Origin of the sequence: Pseudomonas floridensis (assembly GCF_002087235.1) — a bacterium.
Lineage (GTDB): Bacteria > Pseudomonadota > Gammaproteobacteria > Pseudomonadales > Pseudomonadaceae > Aquipseudomonas > Aquipseudomonas floridensis.
In genome coordinates this window covers 45369-65071 of the sequence record NZ_MUIO01000009.1, presented here as the reverse complement: position 1 = coordinate 65071, position 19703 = coordinate 45369, and the positions used below count along the sequence as shown (strand labels likewise).

23 protein-coding genes are annotated in these 19703 nt (G+C 55.4%); 2 read left to right on the top strand and 21 right to left on the bottom strand.

Translation table 11 applies throughout. The features are described from left to right. Positions 1-23 precede the first annotated feature (23 nt). Genes BZK31_RS02810 through BZK31_RS02760 form a run of 11 tightly spaced genes read right to left on the bottom strand, consistent with a single transcriptional unit; the run spans position 24 to position 8894 of the window. A complete protein-coding gene (locus tag BZK31_RS02810) occupies positions 24-707 on the bottom strand; it encodes a DsbA family protein (RefSeq protein ID WP_083181165.1) in 684 nt (227 codons plus the stop codon). Next, the gene (locus tag BZK31_RS02805) at positions 704-1003 is read right to left on the bottom strand and encodes a hypothetical protein (protein WP_011267019.1); all 300 of its coding nucleotides are present in this window, start codon (positions 1001-1003) and stop codon (positions 704-706) included. The genes BZK31_RS02810 and BZK31_RS02805 overlap by 4 nt, the downstream gene beginning before the upstream one ends. Continuing rightward, positions 1000-4008 carry a conjugative transfer ATPase gene (locus BZK31_RS02800; protein WP_083181164.1) on the bottom strand — a complete coding sequence of 1003 codons (3009 nt, stop codon included), beginning with the start codon at positions 4006-4008 and terminating at the stop codon, positions 1000-1002. The genes BZK31_RS02805 and BZK31_RS02800 overlap by 4 nt, the downstream gene beginning before the upstream one ends. Further along, the gene (locus BZK31_RS02795; RefSeq protein WP_003425120.1) at positions 4008-4463 is read right to left on the bottom strand and encodes a TIGR03751 family conjugal transfer lipoprotein; all 456 of its coding nucleotides are present in this window, start codon (positions 4461-4463) and stop codon (positions 4008-4010) included. Before BZK31_RS02795 ends, BZK31_RS02800 begins: the two co-directional genes overlap by 1 nt. Beyond that, the gene (locus tag BZK31_RS02790) at positions 4441-5925 is read right to left on the bottom strand and encodes a TIGR03752 family integrating conjugative element protein (protein WP_003425118.1); all 1485 of its coding nucleotides are present in this window, start codon (positions 5923-5925) and stop codon (positions 4441-4443) included. Before BZK31_RS02790 ends, BZK31_RS02795 begins: the two co-directional genes overlap by 23 nt. Further along, the gene (locus tag BZK31_RS02785; protein WP_074845320.1) at positions 5915-6838 is read right to left on the bottom strand and encodes a TIGR03749 family integrating conjugative element protein; all 924 of its coding nucleotides are present in this window, start codon (positions 6836-6838) and stop codon (positions 5915-5917) included. Before BZK31_RS02785 ends, BZK31_RS02790 begins: the two co-directional genes overlap by 11 nt. Further along, positions 6835-7503, bottom strand: a complete 669-nt coding sequence (locus tag BZK31_RS02780) for a PFL_4703 family integrating conjugative element protein (protein ID WP_024960171.1) — start codon at positions 7501-7503, stop codon at positions 6835-6837. The genes BZK31_RS02785 and BZK31_RS02780 overlap by 4 nt, the downstream gene beginning before the upstream one ends. Then, positions 7500-7892, bottom strand: coding sequence for a TIGR03750 family conjugal transfer protein (locus BZK31_RS02775; protein WP_003435722.1), 393 nt, complete (start codon positions 7890-7892; stop codon positions 7500-7502). The genes BZK31_RS02780 and BZK31_RS02775 overlap by 4 nt, the downstream gene beginning before the upstream one ends. A 15-nt stretch (positions 7893-7907) precedes the next feature. Beyond that, positions 7908-8276, bottom strand: coding sequence for a TIGR03745 family integrating conjugative element membrane protein (locus tag BZK31_RS02770; RefSeq protein WP_074952401.1), 369 nt, complete (start codon positions 8274-8276; stop codon positions 7908-7910). A 19-nt stretch (positions 8277-8295) separates the two neighbouring features. After that, positions 8296-8535 (bottom strand): TIGR03758 family integrating conjugative element protein, encoded by a 240-nt coding sequence (locus tag BZK31_RS02765; protein WP_074952398.1) that lies wholly within the window; start codon positions 8533-8535, stop codon positions 8296-8298. Further along, positions 8532-8894, bottom strand: coding sequence for an integrative conjugative element protein, RAQPRD family (locus tag BZK31_RS02760; protein WP_074952394.1), 363 nt, complete (start codon positions 8892-8894; stop codon positions 8532-8534). Before BZK31_RS02760 ends, BZK31_RS02765 begins: the two co-directional genes overlap by 4 nt. Before the next feature lie 250 nt (positions 8895-9144). On the opposite strand from BZK31_RS02760, the gene BZK31_RS02750 reads away from it, so the two are divergent. After that, positions 9145-10092 carry a DUF2971 domain-containing protein gene (locus BZK31_RS02750; RefSeq protein ID WP_236534903.1) on the top strand — a complete coding sequence of 316 codons (948 nt, stop codon included), beginning with the start codon at positions 9145-9147 and terminating at the stop codon, positions 10090-10092. Between the two features lie 57 nt (positions 10093-10149). Here BZK31_RS02750 and BZK31_RS02745 read toward each other — a convergent pair whose 3' ends face one another. Continuing rightward, positions 10150-10464 (bottom strand): DUF4177 domain-containing protein, encoded by a 315-nt coding sequence (locus tag BZK31_RS02745; protein WP_054994234.1) that lies wholly within the window; start codon positions 10462-10464, stop codon positions 10150-10152. A 168-nt stretch (positions 10465-10632) separates the two neighbouring features. Between BZK31_RS02745 and BZK31_RS02740 the strand changes: the two genes are divergently transcribed. Next, the gene (locus BZK31_RS02740; RefSeq protein ID WP_074952385.1) at positions 10633-11064 is read left to right on the top strand and encodes a hypothetical protein; all 432 of its coding nucleotides are present in this window, start codon (positions 10633-10635) and stop codon (positions 11062-11064) included. A gap of 23 nt (positions 11065-11087) precedes the next feature. Here BZK31_RS02740 and BZK31_RS02735 read toward each other — a convergent pair whose 3' ends face one another. From BZK31_RS02735 to BZK31_RS02695, 9 genes are all read right to left on the bottom strand, one after another. Next, complete coding sequence (locus BZK31_RS02735; RefSeq protein WP_083181163.1) at positions 11088-12545, bottom strand: UvrD-helicase domain-containing protein; 1458 nt, start codon at positions 12543-12545, stop codon at positions 11088-11090. Positions 12546-12554: 9 nt separating this feature from the next. Then, positions 12555-13304 carry a TIGR03747 family integrating conjugative element membrane protein gene (locus BZK31_RS02730; protein WP_003425101.1) on the bottom strand — a complete coding sequence of 250 codons (750 nt, stop codon included), beginning with the start codon at positions 13302-13304 and terminating at the stop codon, positions 12555-12557. A gap of 39 nt (positions 13305-13343) precedes the next feature. Then, the gene (traD, locus tag BZK31_RS02725) at positions 13344-15503 is read right to left on the bottom strand and encodes a type IV conjugative transfer system coupling protein TraD (protein ID WP_016567470.1); all 2160 of its coding nucleotides are present in this window, start codon (positions 15501-15503) and stop codon (positions 13344-13346) included. An 11-nt stretch (positions 15504-15514) separates the two neighbouring features. Next, on the bottom strand, positions 15515-16021 hold the full coding sequence (locus tag BZK31_RS02720) for an integrating conjugative element protein (protein WP_003435734.1): 507 nt from the start codon (positions 16019-16021) through the stop codon (positions 15515-15517). Continuing rightward, a complete protein-coding gene (locus BZK31_RS02715; RefSeq protein ID WP_016567471.1) occupies positions 16018-16575 on the bottom strand; it encodes a lysozyme family protein in 558 nt (185 codons plus the stop codon). Before BZK31_RS02715 ends, BZK31_RS02720 begins: the two co-directional genes overlap by 4 nt. After that, positions 16560-17306, bottom strand: a complete 747-nt coding sequence (locus BZK31_RS02710) for a TIGR03759 family integrating conjugative element protein (protein ID WP_016567472.1) — start codon at positions 17304-17306, stop codon at positions 16560-16562. The genes BZK31_RS02715 and BZK31_RS02710 overlap by 16 nt, the downstream gene beginning before the upstream one ends. Before the next feature lie 8 nt (positions 17307-17314). After that, a complete protein-coding gene (locus BZK31_RS02705) occupies positions 17315-18025 on the bottom strand; it encodes a hypothetical protein (protein WP_029572125.1) in 711 nt (236 codons plus the stop codon). 441 nt (positions 18026-18466) lie between these two features. Next, positions 18467-19288: a hypothetical protein gene (locus BZK31_RS02700; RefSeq protein WP_029572124.1), complete on the bottom strand. Its 822-nt coding sequence runs from the start codon at positions 19286-19288 to the stop codon at positions 18467-18469. After that, positions 19285-19701, bottom strand: a complete 417-nt coding sequence (locus tag BZK31_RS02695; protein ID WP_229621099.1) for a hypothetical protein — start codon at positions 19699-19701, stop codon at positions 19285-19287. The genes BZK31_RS02700 and BZK31_RS02695 overlap by 4 nt, the downstream gene beginning before the upstream one ends. Between the last annotated feature and the right edge of the window lie 2 nt (positions 19702-19703).

The window sequence follows — 19703 nt, the reverse complement described above, 5'->3', positions numbered from 1 at the left end:
GCTTGTTCAAAGGCTGGATTCATTTATCTATCCCTCGTGCTGGCCAGCCAGTCCATTGCGGAGAGCAGCACGTCACCGTCAGGTGCACCCTGCAGCTTGATCGAGCGGCCAGATTGTTTGTCCTTGATGACCAGCGTAGGGGTGGCTGTGATGCCGTCCTGGCTCGCCTTGTGAGCCTGGCTAATGACGGCCTGTTGCACAGACGGGTTACTCGCAGCGCAGTTATCAATGAAGTGCTGTCGATCTTCGAGGCCAGGGATCTGCGGATTGCCAGCAGTTCCAGCACCGTTCGACCGAGTACGCTGATAAATGAGCTCGACTGCGAGCCAAAAAGCGTCATTGCCTCTCTCAATCCCCGCGCACTCAGCCCACCGAGCCTCATAGCTCGCTGCAGGCTCATGCATAGGTAGGGGCAGATGGTGCCACTGAAGATTCACGTCCGGATGCTGATCAATCCAGGCTTTGAGGCGTGGGAAGTAATCCTTGCAGTAGGGGCATTCCAGATCTGCATATTCGATGATGGTGAAACGCGCCTCACGGCTCCCGTAGACCCATCCGCCACTTTGTCTCTTCTGATCGGCTGCCGGCGCCACGGGGCCACCTGTGACGCCAGGCTTATTCTGCAGCTCGGTCAGCAGAAAAGGTGAGATAGCCAAGGCGACCGCACCGATGCAGTAGAGGATTTGCCGGCGCGTCGGTCGCTTCATGCGGAGGCCTCTTTGTCGAGGAGCTGTTTTGCCAGCAGCTCCTGATCCAGCAGCGTCAGAAGAGCTTTCTGGGCGCTTTCAGGCTGAGGGTGATGCTCAAGCCACTGATCCAAAGCTTTGTGCAGTTGAGACTGAATCTCTCGGCGATCTACCGCTACATGTTTGACGACTTGTAAGTGCTCGATCAGTACCGGCGCGCAGATTTTCAATGCGAGCAGGGAGTCTTCCTGCGGGCACTGAAGTATTTGAGTCAGACTGTCGATCAGGTTTTGAGTCAGGGCATCCATGGCTCTCATGCCAGGTTCTCCAATGCACGGGGTGTTGGGAATGTAATGTTCAGGGGTTCAATACCTCGTTTCCGGTCGAGATCTGCAGCTACTTCCAAGGCAGCTCCCAACTCGTCGACACCCATGGACTGCATCAGGTCGTAACGCTGTTTTTTCTCTTCAGGCTCGGTCATGGCCAATGCCAGGTACAGGCTCGGCGGAACAGCGCGAAACAGCACTTCCATCGATTTCGAAAGAACCACGCCTTCGGTGTATTTACCGCTCTCTTTGCGTGCTGACAGCATCAAGCCCTTCTGTGCAGGTGTGAGCTCACGGAAACGGGAGATCTTCTCCACTTCGTCAGGCGGCATGTTCAAGCAGATCCACCACTCGATCATGTTGAGCATTGGTGCAGTTGAGGGAGGAAAGTCATCCATGTTCTGTGTTGCCAGCCAGAACCAGGCCCCGAGCTTTCGCCACATTTTGGTGATCTTCATAATGTAAGGGGCGAGGAGGGGGTTTTTGGTAATGATGTGGCCTTCGTCTGTCACGTTGACCAGAGGACGGCCCTTGTACTGATCACGCTCCGCTATGTTGTTCACGGTGTTGATCAGCGAGATGTAAGCGATCGACAACTGGGCGTTGTAGCCCTCACGTGCGTAGGTGGCCAAGTCGACGATGGTCAGATCTGCCTCAGGCCAAGGCGTACCGGTACGGTTGAACATCTCCCCGTCGGCGCCCATGCAAAACATGTCCATGGCTTCGGCCATTTCAAGCATCCGATTGCGTCTGCCCTCCGGGATGGAGGTGTCTTCCCCGGCCGTGCGCAACGCATTACGGACATCTTCCGTGAGGACGGTGCGATCGGCGTCGGAGCAAATTCTGGCCGCTGCAAGGATGCACTGTCGGATTACGCTGCGGTCAGCCCGGGTAAGCCGAGCTTCCTCTTTTTCCTCACCGCCGGTGATCATCAAACGGGCTACGATTTCCATCTCGCCGAGGACATCCCGTTCATCATCGTCTTCATCGGGCTTGGCATTCATGTCCTCGTCAGAGCTCTCTAAGTCATCAGCGTCCAAGGTCTTGACCTGGCTCGGTGTGTTTACCAAGCGAATAGCGTCGGCGAACGGAGCCAGGCTAACGCCTGAGTTCGGGGCTAGCTTGATCCTGTTGACTGTCAACCCAAGCTTTTTCGCGAAATCCCCGAGTAGACCGAAACTGTTACCCGCCTCGACGATGAACAGGCGGGGAGCGTAAACCGCAATGAGCTGGTTGAGCAGGTTATTCAACGTGGCGGACTTACCTGCCCCTGTGGGGCCGAACAGAAACATGTGGGCATTCATCTGACGATCCAGCTTGTTGAATGGATCAAATGTCAGTGGAGCCCCACCACGGTTGAATAGCGTGATGCCAGGATGCCCGGTACCACTGGAGCGACCCCACACAGGGCACAGGTTTGCAACATGCTGGGCGAGCATCATCTGCACGTACCAGTCCATGGCTCGCTTTTGATTGACGTCGAAGTTCCCGGGAAGCCAACGGAGGTAGCTGTTGAGTGGGGCCACCTCGTCGTCAGATGCTACGGGTTCCATACCGGCACCCAGCAATGCGTTGGTCAACTGCATGCTGCGCGCGGTGAGCTGTGCTTCGTCATTTCCCTTGAGGTAAAAGGCGATGCTGCCTCGGTACAGCTTGTGCTCACGACCGATCAGTTTCCTGGCATCGTTTACCGCTTCGCGGGTGAGTAGTGAAGCTTGGTTGTCACCCACCGACTTGCGTGCCAGCTTCTCAAGATGAGCCTCCAGCACGTCCTGAGGGGTGATGACCAGGGTGATGGCCAACACAGTGTCCTCCGGCAACTTGTCGAACAGGGCATGCAAGGCATCACCGCCTTTACGTGTTTCGCCAGTCAGGTGGCCGGTCTTCGGGGCTTCGCGCAGCCGATCCAGCATGATGACTCTGTGAGGCTGGCCATCGAAGTACCACAAGCCTTTTTGACTGTCGGATTTTGGCTCTCGATAAAAGAGTCCCTGTGCGAAGTCGTCGCCAGTGACCAGTGGAAGATCCTCGCCGGCATCCTCTGTGCGTTTGTTCACCAGTTGAAAGAAGCGATCAAAGTCTTTGAGCGTCGTTCCCAGGTGATCGGGGTGAGGGTTGAACCACTGCAGGAGCCAGTGTCGGATGTCGTAACCGTCCATCCGTTTGCTTTTAATGCCGGCGTTGGCCAGACCTCCTGTGAAGCGCTGACAAATGTTGTCCAGGTGCATGGCAGGGGTTTGGCCACGGAACGCTGCATCACCGACTACCCGGCGATACACGACTACCCGCACTCTGCGCTGCTGGCCACGCCAAGGCAATTTTGAAACTGTGGTGTCTTCAAAAAGACCACCAGGTTTGGCGATTGCATCGAGGTGATGCTTGAACAGATCCAGATACAGCTCCGAGAACGGGCTGCCTTTAGCCTGTGGTCGGATGTATTCACGCAGGTTCCGAAGGTAGTCATCCCAGCTGGTTTCGTCCTTCGCGTAGAACTGCACAACCCAAGGTGAGGTATCGAGCTCGTCAAAACTATTTTGCAGCGCGTTCTCCAGGGAATCGCGCACCTTGCGAAGCCAGTCGGGATCACGGCCTTCAGTGCCGATCGGAGTCAGTTCGAAGAATGCTGCCAAGGATTTGCCATCCTCAAGCAGCATCGCTTGCTCCGCTGGCAGGTACTCAATCCATGGAAGGAGGTCTACAAAGCTCGGCTTGACGTCGTACAGCGCGGCGACGTCGCCAACCGTGGCAGGCTTCTGCTTCGGGTTTCTCCAATCGCCAGGCGCGGGTATGCCCTGATCCTCAAGTCGCTTTAGGTAACGCTCAAGTGCCGCATCCACATCGTTTTGATCTGAGGCTTTCAAATCCTCAACCAGATCATCTTCAGGCTGTTCAAGTTCGACCGCTGCAGGCTCGCTCAGCAGAGGGTCGCCCGCTATATCCGTCTGCGTAGCTGAATTGAGGGACGCGCGGCTTTTGAGCCGTTGAAAAAGAGTCATCAGTAGTCCTCAACCCGCTCGCCAGGCATGGCGTACTGCACACGCTGATAGAGCGGGAAAACAGTGGTGTAGCCAGGGACTGGTGCTGGATCGGAGCCCGCAAGGTGCGGAAACACGTACATGACAAGATCCGGATTGGGTAGTCGTTTGAACTGGCTGTAGATCTCGTTTTGAGCGGTACGGGTGTAGGCCGCGCTGTCCTGCAAGGGCTGGGTAGCACGTACATCGATTGGACGGCGCAACTCCGAGCGCGCATCGAGCAACTGCCGGCCACTAGCGCTTCCCGCCGAACCGGTCGTTCCTTGGTTCCAAACGTCCATCATGGTGTTTTGACCATGCGGCAGCATTTGCTCTTTGTTTGTCGAGCATCCAGCCAGCAAGCCCGCCGTGAGAAGGCAATACATCAGCGCGCTGCGCGCTGAGCCCAAGTGATCAATCCAGGTTGGCATTGGCATGGTTCGCTCCTGAGGCGTACTTGACCTTGCGGCCTTTGAGTTCGTAGTCAATTTCCAGCTCTTGATCGATATGCAGTGAGACTTGCGCACCAGGCAGGACATAAATGGCCGCGAACGCTTGTCCGTAGAGTTTGTTAACCCAGCTCGAAACGTCCGTGACTCCTTGGGTCAGGATCTTCCCCATCGCCTCGTTACCAGACAAACCGGTGCTACCAAGCGTCCCAGAAGCGTTCGAGACGTATGAGGAGGTGCTTCCCTCTGTCTTGATCAACGATGCTGCTCCAGCGCCTGCTGCGGTGATGAGGGCTTGTGAACCGATGTACTGCTGCGCATTGCTGCGTCGCTCGCCCGCAATACATGGAATGCCGTATGGATCACTGATCCAGCCAAGGCCACCCTGGATGGGTTGTTGGTCTCCAGAGTTGTTCTGGTTGTTGTTCTGTTGATTGCCACCCTGAACCGGTGCCGGCAACGTGCGGACAGTGCCGTCGGTAAACACGAAGGTCAGACTTTTGATTTGCCCACGCACGCATGAGAGGGTCCAGTCGCCGGACGCTGTACCGCTGGCCACCGCACCGGCTACGTCAGGAAGGTCGATGCCATTGGCAGTCAGGTTGTCCGGACCGATCAGCACCTTGAACGGGTAGGGGTCATTAACCGTCCCATCAACAGGAACCCGGCCGATCAACGCGGACATGGCCACCGAGCCCATCAACGTCGAGTTTTGAGGGAGGGTGTAGGCACGTCGTACCTTCTTACGCTCCTGTTGCTGGCCACCCATGTCATCGCGGACAGACTGAGCACCTGTCGTGAGCGCTTTCTGTCCTCGGTCCACGGACTCGCCGAAGGCTGTAGGAAAGCTGTAGGCGCTCGCGGGGACGCTATTGCCGGCAGTGATCGGTTTGCCATTGCTATCCAGGGCCGTCGCGTCCTGTGGATCGATCCACACGATGTCTGAACCGTTTGTTTCCGATTTGAACTGTTGGCCATCACCAGGCTGAACACCTAACCCAATCGGTAAATCCGAATTGGAATTATTGTTTTGTCCCATTCGGGTCAGTTCATCCATCTGTTTGCGCAAGCCCTCCAACACGCTCTGCTGTTGCTGCTGACTATCCAGCTTGAACTGTTCCTGGGCGTTTTTAAGGCGCTGGTCGACTGTCTGATCAATGTTTGCCAGTCGCTGTTTGAGGGTCTCGTTATCCTGTTTGACCGCAGTGTTCTGTGCGATGACGTCGGTGATCTGTTGCTTGAGCTCGCGTCCTTCAGCGACGACCGTGCGCAGCGTATCGCTCGGCGTGTCGCCTTCCACACCCAGGGCTTTGGCTTGCTCAGCCGTCAGTTTTGGAGCAGGGGTTTCGGTACTTGGTGCGGGGGCACTTCCCAGTGATTTGATGCCGACGAAAATCACAAGCAGGAGGAATGGAATCACCAGGTACTTGAGCAGCGGATTACCTTTCATGCTTCGCTCCTTGCGCTGCACGCGGATCTGCTTGGGTCGCCGAGAATACGGCCGCCTGTGTCAGCCCGTGTCCCCGCGTGACCAGGTACAAGGTCGTGGTGTCACTAGCATCGCCGCGTGATCCAAGATAAGGATGTTGGAACGCTGCAGTGACGAATTCACCCATGAGCTCTCGAGGATCAAGCGTGATCCGCTGCGCCGTCTGATTCTGCAGCTTCACGGCAGTCACCCAAAAATCATCCAGACGCCATGCGCCTAAGGGTGTGGACTTCACAGGTAGAGTGGGAAGCAAGGTCGCCAGATCAAGGCTGCGCTCAACCTTCACCTGGGCGATGCCGTCTACAGGCTCAACGGTGCGTAACGGCGCATAGAGCATCTGGGCTGCATAGCGGGTGAGGACGACTGGGACGGGCGTTTCTCGCTTGACCACTTCCTCTGGTTCATCGTCTTCATCGCTTGAACGGCTGGTTGAGTCCGTGTTCTTCGTAGTGGCCTTGGCTGAGCGTGCTGTAGCAGCCCCTCCATAGCGTGCTGATGATGTTTCACCTTCGACTATCTTCACCGGCTCGAGCGGCGTTTGATCCGTAGATGCCTCTGTAGCAGCGATGTCGACCAGAATGATCTCACCGGTCTTGGCGTTCTGCAGCTGAAGTCGAGTTGGCTCTATCGCTTCCTTCGCATATAGGTAGATCGCGCCCCCCGTACTCTGCACCCGCAGCTTTTCAGTCAGCGAACGCGGGAGTCCAACACGAACATTCTGATCAACGAAGACGATGCGTTCCTGATTGATGCGCAGTGGAATAGCCAGTGGCAACCGCTCCCAGCGGAGAATCTCGACCGCCGAGGCGATTTGGGCGTTGCCAGCCAACACCGCCAGTAATGTCGAGCATGTGATTACTCGCAAAACGCTCATTTGAAGACTCCTTTCGACGGAGTTGCGGGAGCTTCAACATTGCCCTCGATGCGTTGTGGTGCGCCGTTGTAGCAGTCCCAAGCCAAACCGAAGGGATTGGTTTCAGGGTCGACGTCCATACGTACAACGTGGAGTGGATATCTCGCGAGGGCACGCTTGACCAACTGCCCGCCGTAATACTCGTCTGCTGTTATATCGAGCGTCACAGTCCAATCGTCGATAGAGTTGGTCACCGTCCTGATCTCTGGGGAATCTCCATAGCCTCGACCTGGAATTTCGTACACGCCCCGGACGCGCTTGCGTAGCTCACCGCTAGACCTGCGCAGTTCAAAATCACTCTGCAGGTAATGCTTGCAAGATGGCGTGATGTAAGCATCCAGACGGGTGATATTTGCCTGGTAATCCTGCTCGCCGTCGACCGGCCACCGGTTCATTTGCTGAAAGATGTACAGGCCGAATGTGTATACCGATTGTGGAGGGACATCCCACCACATTCGCGTGCTTCCAGACCGCAGATCTGGCGGAACGTGAACGGTCAATTGCTTCGGCGCACTCCACCAGCCGAAACCAAGGCCTGCTGCCACCAGCGCGATCAAGACAATCGCTATCCTCAAGCTGTTGATGTGGGCACGTTGGGAGTCGGCCAATTTCAAGAAACGGCTCATTGTTGCTCGCTCCGGCGGCAAGTCCAGTTGCCTGATCGAAGTACCAGGTTGGCTTTGTTGAATGAGGTCGGGCCGAGCATGGCCGTCTGGAGCTGGACCCTGCGGTAGATCCATGTCTCCGGTCTACCGCGTTTGAGGCGTCGCAAGACCCGAGATGCGATGAGCAGTCCCAAAACTCCTCCTATCAGGGCGCACACCACGGGCATTGACGGTGTGATGATGAATGCCAGCGGCAGACCAATCACAAAGCCTATGCCGCTGCAGCCGAATACGGTCGCCCACATCTCATCCGCCGTAAGACCACCAATCACCACGGGCTGGTTATTCAAGCGACTGGGCAGAAAACGCAGGGTGCCGTCTTCATGCTGATCTTGCTGGAGCTCAGTCATGGGAGCCTCTACGACTTAAAGGATGTTGGTAGCGGTGGTGACCAGGTAGATCGTGACGCCGATCAAGCAAACACCGACTACAGCGGTACTGCCCAAGTCAGCCCATTTGGCTTTGCCCATGTGGATCTCGTGGTAGACGCCCAGCGCATGTCGCCCCACCAGAACGATGCCGAACGCGCACAAACAGAGACCCAGCAGCATGAAGCCGTCGTAGGCATAGTTTTGGAAGGTCTGCAGGAAGCTGGTCCCAGTGCCGCGCGTGGGGGCTTGGGCACCCGGTAGGGCGGCAAAACTAGTGCCAGGGGTAGCGGCCATCAGCAGGACCGAAAAAGGCCGGCGTTTCAAAAAGGCACGTGCCTGAGTGAACAATGAATACAGCGTCATCTTTATCTCCTTGGAAAAATCAACTCAACAGCATGAAAGTCATAACCATGAACAGCACGGCCCAGCGAGCGGCAGAAGCGGCAGCAGCCGATCTATCGAGGTTTCGGGTTGCCCAGCCGCGATAAATGCTTAGAAGAACCCAGACGCCCCATAGCAGGAGGATGCCCATCGCAATTCCGGTCCACAGCGTGTTGCTGCTGGCTGGTGAAAATCCGGCAGCGGCCTGAAAGGCACTGGTCTGGGTTGAGGACATCGTCATGGCGTGTGATCACCGCTGACGTTGTAATGGCCTGATATCTCGACGGGGTCGCGGGGCTGAGCCCGGGAGGGAGTCAGATAGTCCTGCAGGCCCTGGCGGATGCGAGCTATGTCGCTGACTAACCTGGAGTAATCCAGGTGATAGCGCTGAGCCGATTCACTGGGCAGGTCAACGCTGCGCTGTGCAACGGCCTCTAGCGCATTGAGCTGGCGAATCATTACTTCCACATTGGCTTGCTCGGAAGCCGTGCCGGCTGCTCGGGCATGCGAGGAAAGCAGCGGTGTGCATATGAGGACTGCAGACAGGCAGATCTGCACGCTTGAAAACGCTGGTTTGATCGCGGGGAGTTTGATTTTCACGTCGCGGGCCTTGGAAGCTGTAGGAATCTATGTACACAGCATGACCATCGGCCCGGATGGAATCAGTATGAAACCCTTTTTAGGTCTGAGGGGGTTTAGGTTGGCCTGCTAACTGCGCGTCCGGCCAGAGATTCAATGGAGAAAATCGTTTGGCGAGGCTTTAATGCACAGCATGCAGCGCTCTCAATGTTGAGTCGGAGCAGACATGCTGCGGAGAGCTTCATAGGGACTGATTGGAGTTATTGATGTGATGGGTAAAGCGCCAGCAAGCTTGTACAAATATTTAAGTTTCAGTGATCGTATGGTAGAGCAGCTGTATCACGGAAAGGTTTTTTACGCTGATCCAGGGACGTTCAACGATCCATTAGATTGCCGGCCTGTCGTAATCGCTGGTAACCAAAGCATTGAAAGACTGAAATTGCTTCTAAAGTTAATGGTCATTAGGCGCGTAGAGAAGGAGTCCTCTGCAGCGCTGAAACGCTTAAAATTGAAGGGGCAAAGACTCGACTTGCACCGAGCTCGACTCGGGGAGACCGAGGTACAGGATGCTATTCGTGGCATAGAGTATATGGCGACGGATCCAGAGATCACCGATCAGGCAGGCTATTATCAACGTGAGCTGTTGACGCTGATTCAGAGTGAAGTCAAAGACACACTTGCCACGGGCGTTCTTTGCCTCAGTGCGAATGCGACAAGCCCATTGATGTGGTCACACTATGGGCAGCAGCATCGAGGTGTGTGCATTGAGTATGACACTTCGGATCTCAAATCGACGCGTATCCATAAAGTCGTGTATGGCCAGAGCCGTGAAATACTAGCCGACGCAATTCTCCGGTGGTTGCAGGATGGTGACGTGCAGTCGCAGCTCGAGGTCGAGAGGGCCTCCCTACTCACAAAGTCGGGCGAGTGGAGATACGAGAAAGAATGGAGGTTACTCGCTCCCATCGGGTTAGACCGTAGCCCATTCCCCGTCAAATCCGTCACATTTGGTATGAACTGTCCTTCAGCAATTTTCGAGTCGACCATGTCGATGCTGGGTGGGGAAAAATCGACCATAAAATTTTGGAAAATAACCGAGCCGACGTCCAACTTTAAGCTCAAACGCGCGAGAATTCATTTCGACGACTCGATGAGACCTATGCTTGATCAAGATTATTCATGGCTTCTTGACGACTTGGACGATGCTCATGACGTTTAGGAGGCCCGCGACACTCCCTTCAAGTCATTTATCGCCAGAAAGCAGGTCGAAGTCCCATTATTCGACTTGTTGAATTCTCACGCAGCGTTTGAAAAAGAAAAGGAAGCCCGTACTGAGAGTGTAACCAAGCGCCCAGCCTTGGGCGTTTTGGTTGCCAATTTGCTCACGGCCGCGATTGATCTGCTGAACGCTCACCAGCTCCCATCCTTCTCTGCCATGTCGATTCAACACGGCCAGAGTTTCTGGGTCGCTCAGATACCTCTCAACATCCGGCTGGGTCGTCTCATCTATCGACTTGAACATCAACATGCCGCTGGTCACGGTTTTGTAGGGAAGGGGGACGAAGGTCTGGGTGTATTCATAGAGTGTCATCGGATACCTGCTGCGAGTAGATGGGGAAGGCCAGTTCATTTTTGCAGTCTCTAAGCGCTGGGCGAAGCGCCAAACCTATTCCATTTGGAAAATGGTATAGGTAGTGAGATATTTACTACGCCGGTCATGAGCCGGTCCACGCAGTTATATTCAAAGGGAACGTTGGGAATGCAGACGCTGGAATATCACAATTTTGAGTACAAAGGCTTCCACTCCATGGGAGCATGTTTTGTTCGTGTGCGTATCAAGGATGACGGGTTCCTTGTCTGTCTGATAGCTCAACTTCGTGACTACAATGGCACGTCAGTTACAAACGTCATTGAGGACATCATGTATGGTGTTGTTAAGCGTCTTGATTCTGAAAAAGCCCTTCCCAAGGCGCTTTCGTCAATGGATAAAATTCTTGAGCGTTCTGTTTGGATCGAACGATATGCCCCGGGTCTTGGCATCTCACCAGACGGTTCGTGGGCAATCGTTACCCTTGATTCCGAACGTAAACCGGATTGGACACACGCGAGCTTCGAAAGCGTTGTAGCGCATAGCGGTGTAGAACCTGGCTTCTTGGCTCTGACCGAAGAAGACTTGCGTCATAAGAAGTAGTTGGTTGGGGATGGGGCAGCGCATCAAGGTTTCGAGCGCTGCTTCATGTCTTTGAAGCGCTGCATGATGTCGATCACCAGCGAGTTGACGGCAAGAATCTTCATGGCTCGTGTGACAGCGACGTATAGAAGGTTCAGCTCATCGTCGCGTTTGCCTGCGTCGATGTCAGGTGAAAGCGGATCCGCAGAAAAGTCGTCATAAAGTCCAACGAAGTCCCACTCCAGACCTTTGGCTCTGTGCGCGGTGGTAAGGGTCACGGTTGCATCGAGCTCCGACGTGACAGATGCAGCACGCAGCTGCTCGATGCGTTGGGGCAGATCTGCATAGTTTTCGATGATTTTGATCGACCGCAGCATCTCAGGATCCTGCGTGGCCTTCGCGATCACGACATACTGGTCGTAATCGGCATAGTCGGTCAGCAATTTGCGCTGTTGGACCTGGTCATTCATATGCCGGCTGAAATAGAACAGGTCCTCCAGATCGCGCAAGGAATAGCTGTCGATCCCTCCGATCCACTGCATGCGGTGGTTTTGGTTGACCAGGCGCAGCGCGTTCTCGATCACACCGCTCACAGTACGGTGCAGGTAGGTGCGGTGAGGGAGGTCGTCCGGTAAGGCTCGTTTCACCAACGTCGGCTGTCCCAGGCCTTGCAGGGGGATCTTTTCACCCTTGAAGGAAAGGATGACGTTGGCCACGTAGGCAACTGCCGGTCCAAATCTGAAGCTCTGAGTCAGGAAGTGTTTCTCTGCGTCCTTCATCGCCGGGCTGTTTAAAGCATCCACAGCGCCTCTGAACCGATACAGCTGCTGATGCCGATCACCTACAGTGACTTGAGTTATTGTTTGGATCTGGACCAGGTTCGCGATGACCGGGTTCACGTCCTGCCCTTCGTCGAGCAAAATCGCACCGAAACGCTGGCTCAGATCTGGCTGGCTCATCTGGTACAGCTTCAGATAGCCATCGTGCGTCATGGGGACTGAGCGATCGTTGATATCGACCATCTTCTCCCAAACGCCTCTGGTCAGGTTGAGCGCTTTACTCATGTACTGCTGCTGGACCGAGGTCAGTCTGCGGTTGCTCTGGAATCGCACAAAGTGGTCTTCCAGCAGCTCCAGATCTTTGCTGGCCATGAAAGCATTGAGGGTCGAAACGATGTCTTTGGCCAGCTCCCAATCCTGGGTATTGATCGTCCTCGCGATGTCGGTCAAACGCAGATTGCCAGCCTGCTTGTGTTTGTACTGGCTGCCATAGACAGCGTAGGCAAGGCCGTGAGCTGTTTTGCAGGTCACGTTGCGTGGAAAACGGTTCTTTGCCGCGATCTCAACGGCTTTGTTGTAGCAGAGGTACAGCATTTTGACCGACGAATTATGCGTGGCGTAACCGACGAGTGTCGTTGTCTTCCCGGTACCGGCAAATGCCTGGACCAGTAGCTTCTTCGCGAAGGAGTGAATAGCTGGCAGTTGTTCTTCTGTCCATTGCATGGAGGGCACCTAAAGGTATTTTTTGAAGCTGGACGCCGTAATGCTGACCGCCAGGCCGAGCAGTGCTGCGCATGGCAGGAGCACCAACAATGGGCTCACGCTGAATGGCAGAGCCAGGTAGAGGCTCCAGGGGATGATCACCAGCGGCACCATCGTTGCTCGAGCTTTGTGATATAGGTAGCTGGACTCGCGGCCGGCACCGAACCGCCGCAAGTCTCTGCGTACCAGTCCGTCCACAAAACCAACAAACGCCGTCATCACAAATAACGGGATTGCGAGGGTCAGGATCACCAGGCGCACGCAAAACACCAGTGTCGTGTAGAGCGCCGCAAGGCCGTAATCCTGAAACTTGCTGACTCCCACGCCGAGCATGTAGCGCATATCGAAACCGCGTGATCGTTGTCCTGTCGCAGCATAATCAGAGGTGTGTTGAACCCAGTCCTGAAGCCCGGTCTTGACCACCAGCCAGTCATATGTGGTTTGAACCAGCCATGTCGCCGTTCGGCCTGGCTCTTGAACAACCACACTCTGCAGGAACCCCTTGGAGAGCCAGCTGAGTTCATGATCGAGCATTGCACGAGCATGCTGCCAACCGGCCTCCGGCCAGAAAAAGTACATGCAGATCCATTCGACGATGATGGCTCCCCCCAGAGAGAGGAACATCACTGCCGCGAATCGGAAGGGCAGGGTGAAAAGAGATCCTATGAACGACTGTTCGTGGTCTTGTTGCTGTTTCGCGCGATCGGCAACGTCAGCCATATCAGACGCCCCCTTGCCGATCGCTCAACCCGCCGAGAGTCATGCCGCATCCTCAGGTGCAGCACCGATTTTTTTGAAGTCGTCGAGCAGATCTGCAGGCAGCGACTCGTTGAGCGTCTGATAACCAGGCGCTGACCACCAGCCAGTGTCGTCGACCTTGCCCACCTGATACGTCTGACGCATGCTTTCCGCCAAGGCCTGCAGATCTGCCGGCATCACCTCATCAGGATCATGCCCGGGCAAAGGCATTCTTATTTTCCACAGATTGCCGCCCTCCATGAGAGCAAAGCATTGGCCCTTGGGGAGGCCGACGACATGCGCTGGCTCAATCATTGGCACGCTGACCTGCTGAACTTGGTCATGACTGGAGGACGTGAACGCGGTACTGCCCGTTGCACTGTCATTCGCCGAGCTGGCCGGGGTGGATGTGAAAACCTGAACCTTAGGCAACTGGTTTGTCAGCAGCTCGGCGGTGGACGTTTCGCGGACGCGCAGCATGAACACGTTGTTGAAGTTACCGATCACCTGGCCAGCCTTGGCCTTGTTGCCGATCTTCGCTTCGATATCGCTCATTGTCTGGGTGTAGGCAGTCACCTGCATGCCGGCACCACCACCCTTGTTGATCATCGGAATGAATTCCTCACCCATCAGCTCGTTGAACTCATCGGCATGGAGGTTGATAGGCACTTTGGTGCCAGGGACGCCGCCCGGTAGTCCGTCGTCGACACCGAACTTGTAGATATGGCCAGCGACCGAGACCAGGTCGGAGAACATAGAGTTGCCGACGGCAGCGGCGACCTCTGTGTCCGACAAGGCGTCCAGGCCGATATAAACCACGGCCTTTTTGCGGACCACCTGCATCCAGTCAAAGATCGGTCGAGGATCGTTCACGTCCTGATAGTCCGGCGAGATCAGTTCCGCCATGCGGCCTGTTGTCAGCTTCTCAAGCAGTGGCAGCAGCGAGGCGACGATCTTGTCGAAATAGGTCTTGTCGTAGCGGACCGCGCTGCGCAGTCCATCCATCACTGGATCTGCCACGCGCGTCTGAGACAGGTATTGATCGATGGCCACCACGCGGAACGGCCGACCCTTCATGTTGAACGGTACGTTTTTGTCGTTGAGCTTGCCCTCAATGGCGACGATCGCCTCCCAGGCCTTTGGATCAGATTCATCAAAGTATTTAGAGGCATACTCCTGGAAAATCCCTTCGATGTTGATCACGTGCTGCTGGATCTGGAGGTAGTCAGGTCGGCGGCCCAGTGCGACCAGGGCTCTTGCGATGATGTTCACGAAACGCCAGGCGAATTCACGGAATGCTGCCGAGTTTCCTTCGCCGGAGAGTTGGCCAGCGATCCGGGTGGCCACCTCCGAAATCCGACCAAAACGTCCTACGGCGTTGTAGCGTGCCGAGTGATCCGGCCAGCCCAGGTGGAACACATAGAATTCATTCAGGCGTCCGGCGCGTTTGGCTTCGAGATACATGCGCTTGAGCAGATCGGCGTCGCCCTTCGGGTCGAAGACGATAACGACTTCATGCTGGCCGTGTTTTTTACGCCGAATGTCCTGAGTGATGAACAATTCAGCCAGGCGCGTTTTTCCGACACGGGTAGTGCCCAGGACAATTGAATGGCCTACTCGCTCACCCAAAGGGAGAGAGACGTTCTCCTCGTATGGCTCGATGCCGTGCAGCCTTGGCAAACCGCCGACGGGGGGCAGAGGTCGCACAGGATTGATGGGCACGTCCCATGATGTGGCTCTGGCCAGAAGCCGGACCGGGTATGGGGCGAACTCAGCTCTTTCCTCAAAACGACGCGCTGCGCGGAAAAGGGGGGTAGCTTCAACGTAGCTGGCGTACTTCGGCAGGTAAGTGTCCATCAGCCGCTGGGTATGGCGCTGCTGCCAGCGAAAGCCAAGACCGATGAAGAGACGTTGATTGCTGACCGGCACTTCTTTACTGGTCATCGTGTAATGAGGCAGTCGACGGATGTTTCGGCGATAGCGCAGCACCTGCCATGCTTGTTTCAGACGCACTAAACCCAAAGCGAGAAAGCCCGCGGAGGTCACGATGCCGAACAGCGGAGTAAGCGCAAACGCCCAGGGAGCGAACACGCACAGGAATGCACCTGCAGCGCACACGTACACGGTGTACAGCTCTACGGCGGGTCTGAGCAGTGATTCAATGGCGTAATCGTGAGCCATAATCCGACCTCCTATTGCTCGATGGCGGTTGGGGTGATCAACACCGGATAGTGATTCAGGCCGAGTCGTTGAGAAAGCTCGTCACCCGATGCGGGGGACACGAGCGCGTCGGGCAACCAACTCCTGACTACGGCAAGTCGTTCTTGTGTGGCCACGTTGACCACCAGTCCTACGGCCTGCATCTGCTTCAGCACCGCACCGCGTTCTTGTAGCCATCGGCGTGATGTTTCATCGTCACCGATCAGGAACAAAGGCTGCAGGCCTGGCGCGTTGATGATTCGGCCCTGAACTGTCCCCGGAGTCATTCGAGTGGTGCGTACCGGCAAGCCCTGTGCTGCTACAGGATCCAGTTGCGAGGTCAGGTCATTTGAGACAGAAGAGGACGGCTCGGGATTGAGAGATCGATAGTAAGGCAGCGCTGAGTCACCACCTTTGTCTTCAACCACGGTGAGCTCTGCAGCTTGGCAGATCATAAATGGCAGGCAGAGCGCTGCGCCGAGGATCACTGATCGGGTCATGGATTGGTCACCAGCATTTGGATGCCGGTTACCCGGCTGAGATGTTTGGCAAAGGCCTTGCGGTAATTGGCGGCTGGAGCGCCGCCGGCAGGCCGGTGATAGCGTCCGGCTACGGTGATCCAGTCACCGCCAAGCGCGCGCAGTTCGGCGAGCATCTGGGCAGCTACATCGAGGTTCTTGTAGGGATTGAGCGCGTCGCACGGATTGCTTGATTTAAATCTCTGGCCGTTCCAGCCCATGTTGACCTGACCTAATCCGACGTCGACCCGCTTGGGACCCGCCTGCGCGAGTGCGATGATAAGTGCGGTGCAGGCATCGGCACGGGTTGCAAAACGATAACTTGCGCCGGCAACGTTCAGCGTCCAAGGCCACGGGACCAGTTGGCCCCGCAGTGGCGTCCCGCTTTCCTGCAGTGCCACCGAGTAGAGCACCTCCGACGGAATGTTCGCGGCGTGAGCAGCCAGTTGATAAGCCGGCGGCGGAAGCTCGGCTGCATGGCTTGTCAACGCGAAGCACAGCAGGGCAAGGCCTGCCCACGTCACTGACGCAGCCATTGCCCATTCACCTCTCGTACAACGGCCGGTAACTCGCCACCCAAGCTCAGGCCAAGCCAACGTCCACCGTCATGGTTGAGTGTGATTTGTCGGGTTCTGACATTCGCAGGGTCGATCCCCGAGACAATCGCCCAGTTACGAATTCGCTCATCGTCGTTCTGGCTACCCACCATGTACACGTCAAACGGCTGCTTCTGAGCTTGAAGGGCCTTAACCCGAACGGAGCACTCCGGGCAATCGTCCTTGACGAACACTGCCAATCGGCCATTGCCCTGGTTAGCAGGGCTCGCGGTCCCCCCCTGGGACGCCGAACTGGCGATGGGCATCAGATTGGGATAGAGGCGTTTGAAGGCATCGTCATATGCGCGTTGATACGCCAATTCTTTTGCCGTGCGCTGCGCCTCGGCTTTGACCTGGAGCTCTGCATACCGCCGGCGCTCTTCATCATTGCGGGCTTCGATACCCAATGCAGTTAGCGGATCCAGCCCGGGGGAATACACACCTCGTGAACTCTGCATCAGCGTTTGATAGCGCTGCCATTCCTGAGGACTGAGGTTCCAGTCTCGTGCCAGCATCTCGTCGCTCGATTGCGATTGGCTGTCCAGCAAAGCGCTCTGCTGCTCTCTACTGGTGGACTGCGCTGAACTATTGCTGGCGGCGTTGGCCATGCCAGTTGCTGAGAGCAGGATCACTCCCGTCAGTGTGAACATTCGCAAGGTGTAAATGGACATGTGAACCTCTAAGGGCGCAGGGGCAGTATGCGGGTGGAGCCGTTGATGCTGAACAGGGCGCGCGAGTCATCCAGGCTGTTGAGCTGCCAGTTGCTCCCCGCGACCACGTCGCCCGGGCGTACCAAGTTCAATTGACTCAGTTGAGTGCTGCCAGGCGGGGCAACTGACAAGAAACGTTCGCCCCCGCGATACTCCACACCCACGACCGAAAACGGTGGAGGAGCCTCCGGAACTTTGGTTTGTGCTGTTGATTTGCGGGAGGGGGGTGGAGTCTTTGGCTTGGCTGCCGTGATTTGAACAGATGCTGGTTTAGCCGCACGCAGGTCTTGGAGTTTCACCTGCAGCTCCTCGATCCGAGCCCCCATGACCACAACCTCTTCCATTGTGGCACCCTGCTGGGCAGCCTCCTTCGCCGCCTCCTGCACCTGCTTCAGGAGGGCTTGAACGGCATCGATGCGGTTGGACAAAGCCTGCTGGCCGGCTCTGAAATCATCGATGGTCACGGACTTCATCTGGCTGGCGGCATCGAGCCGGTCATCCACGCCATTGATGCGTTGGGTGATGGCGTTGACGGTTTCCAGGTTTGCAGCGGACTCAAAGCCGGCATTGAGGTGGAAAATCTGCCACTGCTGGTAGACCAACATGCCGATCAGCACGATCAGGGTCAGTATTTGCAGGATGGCAGCGCGGGAAAGAGAAGGGCGCAGTGGCAGTTTCATGAAGGACCTCACTCAAGATGTGAGGCAGGTTCGCAAAAGCGATCATCAGAATCAGTACCAAACCGTTTTTGGATTGCGTTGGGTTTCCGAGAGAGAAATTCTCCTCCTGGGAATTCGCGAACATTCTCAGGGATAACCTCAGGATTTCGGGCTGATCTACGAGGGTACTCAACCGGTCAAGGAGGTAAGTCTTCTTGCGCAAAAGTTTGTTAGGATGATATCGTACGATACAGCGCTACGCTCCACGCCTTCCGGGCTGCTGAATCCAATACGTTGGACACCGGCCTGGTCATCGACTGATGAATGCGTTGCCAATAGCTGGGAAAGCACCAGAAACGTATTCGTTTCAGAGCAGCAATCCTTTCTATTGACGCTGAGGGTGGAATAAGCGATAGGCTGCAGGAAAGGGGAATCAATTAATTGATTCCCCTTTTTTTTCGATCAAAAAAAGTCGTTCATGAACATGTTCAGGTGAGACGTTTTAGTGACCTCACGGGTCTCATTATGGCAATTCACAAATGCTCCCTTAACCGATGGGTTTCGCCCCGACCCGCGATTCACGTTGAAGTGCCTGAGAGGATCATCCACTTTCCTGCCGAACCTGAATCTGCCGTTGAGGTCACAAGACTTAGTGTGAGGTTCACCTGTTTGGAACTGTGAGTGATGTTCTTTCCCGTATAAAAAATGCTTATCATCATCATCTATAAAGAAATGTGTTCGATCCTTGTTTTTACGCCTGGGTTTCCGTCTCTTTCTGCGGATGTCTGTCAGTAGAATCTCTACCTCTTTGATAAAGGTGTCACTGTGTGTTTCACAACGTACCTTGTCGAGTAGTTGGCGCCATTCATCAGCATCAAAGTTCAGGGCTGGCAGGATCGAGACAAGGTAATTTTCGCCCCTTGCATTGAGCTGCTTGAAGGCACTGAAGTGATTTAGGAGCCGAGACAGATGATGTTTTAGAAATGGCGCAGGATTCTCAACTCGTTGGGGAATTTCCAGTCTATAGCTGAAAAGCGCCGTTGGAGTGAAGTCGATTTTAGTCGCGCAAGCGTGATCCGCAATTACGAGTAGAGCGTCATTGCAAGCTGATTTTGCGTGAAAATAGTCTTCTAGTGTGTCCCAATGCCCAACCTCTGGAGTACCCAACTCAAGTTTTATTGCTGTTTCACTGAGGTTGGCGGGAAGGGCGACGCCATTGCGGAGCTTTATGAATTCCTTTCGAAGAAAGTCGTTCGTGGTTGCCAGCGCAATGAAAACGTTCATGGCATGCGGTGCAATTTTGCCAGCACAGAGACTGGGATATTGAGGTTTACTAGATCCTGATCATCTAGCTTGCTAAGGATGTCGAGTAACCGGACTGCGTGGCTGTCACCGGTGTACTTCTGCTTTTGCTTTACAGCATCCTCCTCTTGCGGAAAATCGTAAGACTCTTCGGCGGGAATAAGCCCAATCTTCGCGCGGTGCTGCGGGTGAGTGACAACTTTGAGGTGGCCTTGTTCGGCTAAGGTGCTTACAAAGGCCTTCAATGAAGTATTTCCAAGGATGGACTTATAGTCTGCTATTCCCTTCTCGGACAAAGAACTGGGTAGGTTGCTCAGCAACAACGGGCTGCTGTAGGCCGCCCAAAAATCCCGAGTCGCGTGGATCAGCGTGTCTTTGAGTTGTTCGTTGTTCATCG

Coding starts and splice junctions, on each gene's coding strand:
- BZK31_RS02810 (WP_083181165.1), bottom strand. CDS start 707: ATGAAGCGACCGACGCGCCGGCAAATCCTCTACTGCATCGGTGCGGTC.
- BZK31_RS02805 (WP_011267019.1), bottom strand. CDS start 1,003: ATGAGAGCCATGGATGCCCTGACTCAAAACCTGATCGACAGTCTGACT.
- BZK31_RS02800 (WP_083181164.1), bottom strand. CDS start 4,008: ATGACTCTTTTTCAACGGCTCAAAAGCCGCGCGTCCCTCAATTCAGCT.
- BZK31_RS02795 (WP_003425120.1), bottom strand. CDS start 4,463: ATGCCAATGCCAACCTGGATTGATCACTTGGGCTCAGCGCGCAGCGCG.
- BZK31_RS02790 (WP_003425118.1), bottom strand. CDS start 5,925: ATGAAAGGTAATCCGCTGCTCAAGTACCTGGTGATTCCATTCCTCCTG.
- BZK31_RS02785 (WP_074845320.1), bottom strand. CDS start 6,838: ATGAGCGTTTTGCGAGTAATCACATGCTCGACATTACTGGCGGTGTTG.
- BZK31_RS02780 (WP_024960171.1), bottom strand. CDS start 7,503: ATGAGCCGTTTCTTGAAATTGGCCGACTCCCAACGTGCCCACATCAAC.
- BZK31_RS02775 (WP_003435722.1), bottom strand. CDS start 7,892: ATGACTGAGCTCCAGCAAGATCAGCATGAAGACGGCACCCTGCGTTTT.
- BZK31_RS02770 (WP_074952401.1), bottom strand. CDS start 8,276: ATGACGCTGTATTCATTGTTCACTCAGGCACGTGCCTTTTTGAAACGC.
- BZK31_RS02765 (WP_074952398.1), bottom strand. CDS start 8,535: ATGACGATGTCCTCAACCCAGACCAGTGCCTTTCAGGCCGCTGCCGGA.
- BZK31_RS02750 (WP_236534903.1), top strand. CDS start 9,145: ATGGGTAAAGCGCCAGCAAGCTTGTACAAATATTTAAGTTTCAGTGAT.
- BZK31_RS02745 (WP_054994234.1), bottom strand. CDS start 10,464: ATGACACTCTATGAATACACCCAGACCTTCGTCCCCCTTCCCTACAAA.
- BZK31_RS02740 (WP_074952385.1), top strand. CDS start 10,633: ATGCAGACGCTGGAATATCACAATTTTGAGTACAAAGGCTTCCACTCC.
- BZK31_RS02735 (WP_083181163.1), bottom strand. CDS start 12,545: ATGCAATGGACAGAAGAACAACTGCCAGCTATTCACTCCTTCGCGAAG.
- BZK31_RS02730 (WP_003425101.1), bottom strand. CDS start 13,304: ATGGCTGACGTTGCCGATCGCGCGAAACAGCAACAAGACCACGAACAG.
- traD (WP_016567470.1), bottom strand. CDS start 15,503: ATGGCTCACGATTACGCCATTGAATCACTGCTCAGACCCGCCGTAGAG.
- BZK31_RS02720 (WP_003435734.1), bottom strand. CDS start 16,021: ATGACCCGATCAGTGATCCTCGGCGCAGCGCTCTGCCTGCCATTTATG.
- BZK31_RS02715 (WP_016567471.1), bottom strand. CDS start 16,575: ATGGCTGCGTCAGTGACGTGGGCAGGCCTTGCCCTGCTGTGCTTCGCG.
- BZK31_RS02710 (WP_016567472.1), bottom strand. CDS start 17,306: ATGTCCATTTACACCTTGCGAATGTTCACACTGACGGGAGTGATCCTG.
- BZK31_RS02705 (WP_029572125.1), bottom strand. CDS start 18,025: ATGAAACTGCCACTGCGCCCTTCTCTTTCCCGCGCTGCCATCCTGCAA.
- BZK31_RS02700 (WP_029572124.1), bottom strand. CDS start 19,288: ATGAACGTTTTCATTGCGCTGGCAACCACGAACGACTTTCTTCGAAAG.
- BZK31_RS02695 (WP_229621099.1), bottom strand. CDS start 19,701: ATGAACAACGAACAACTCAAAGACACGCTGATCCACGCGACTCGGGAT.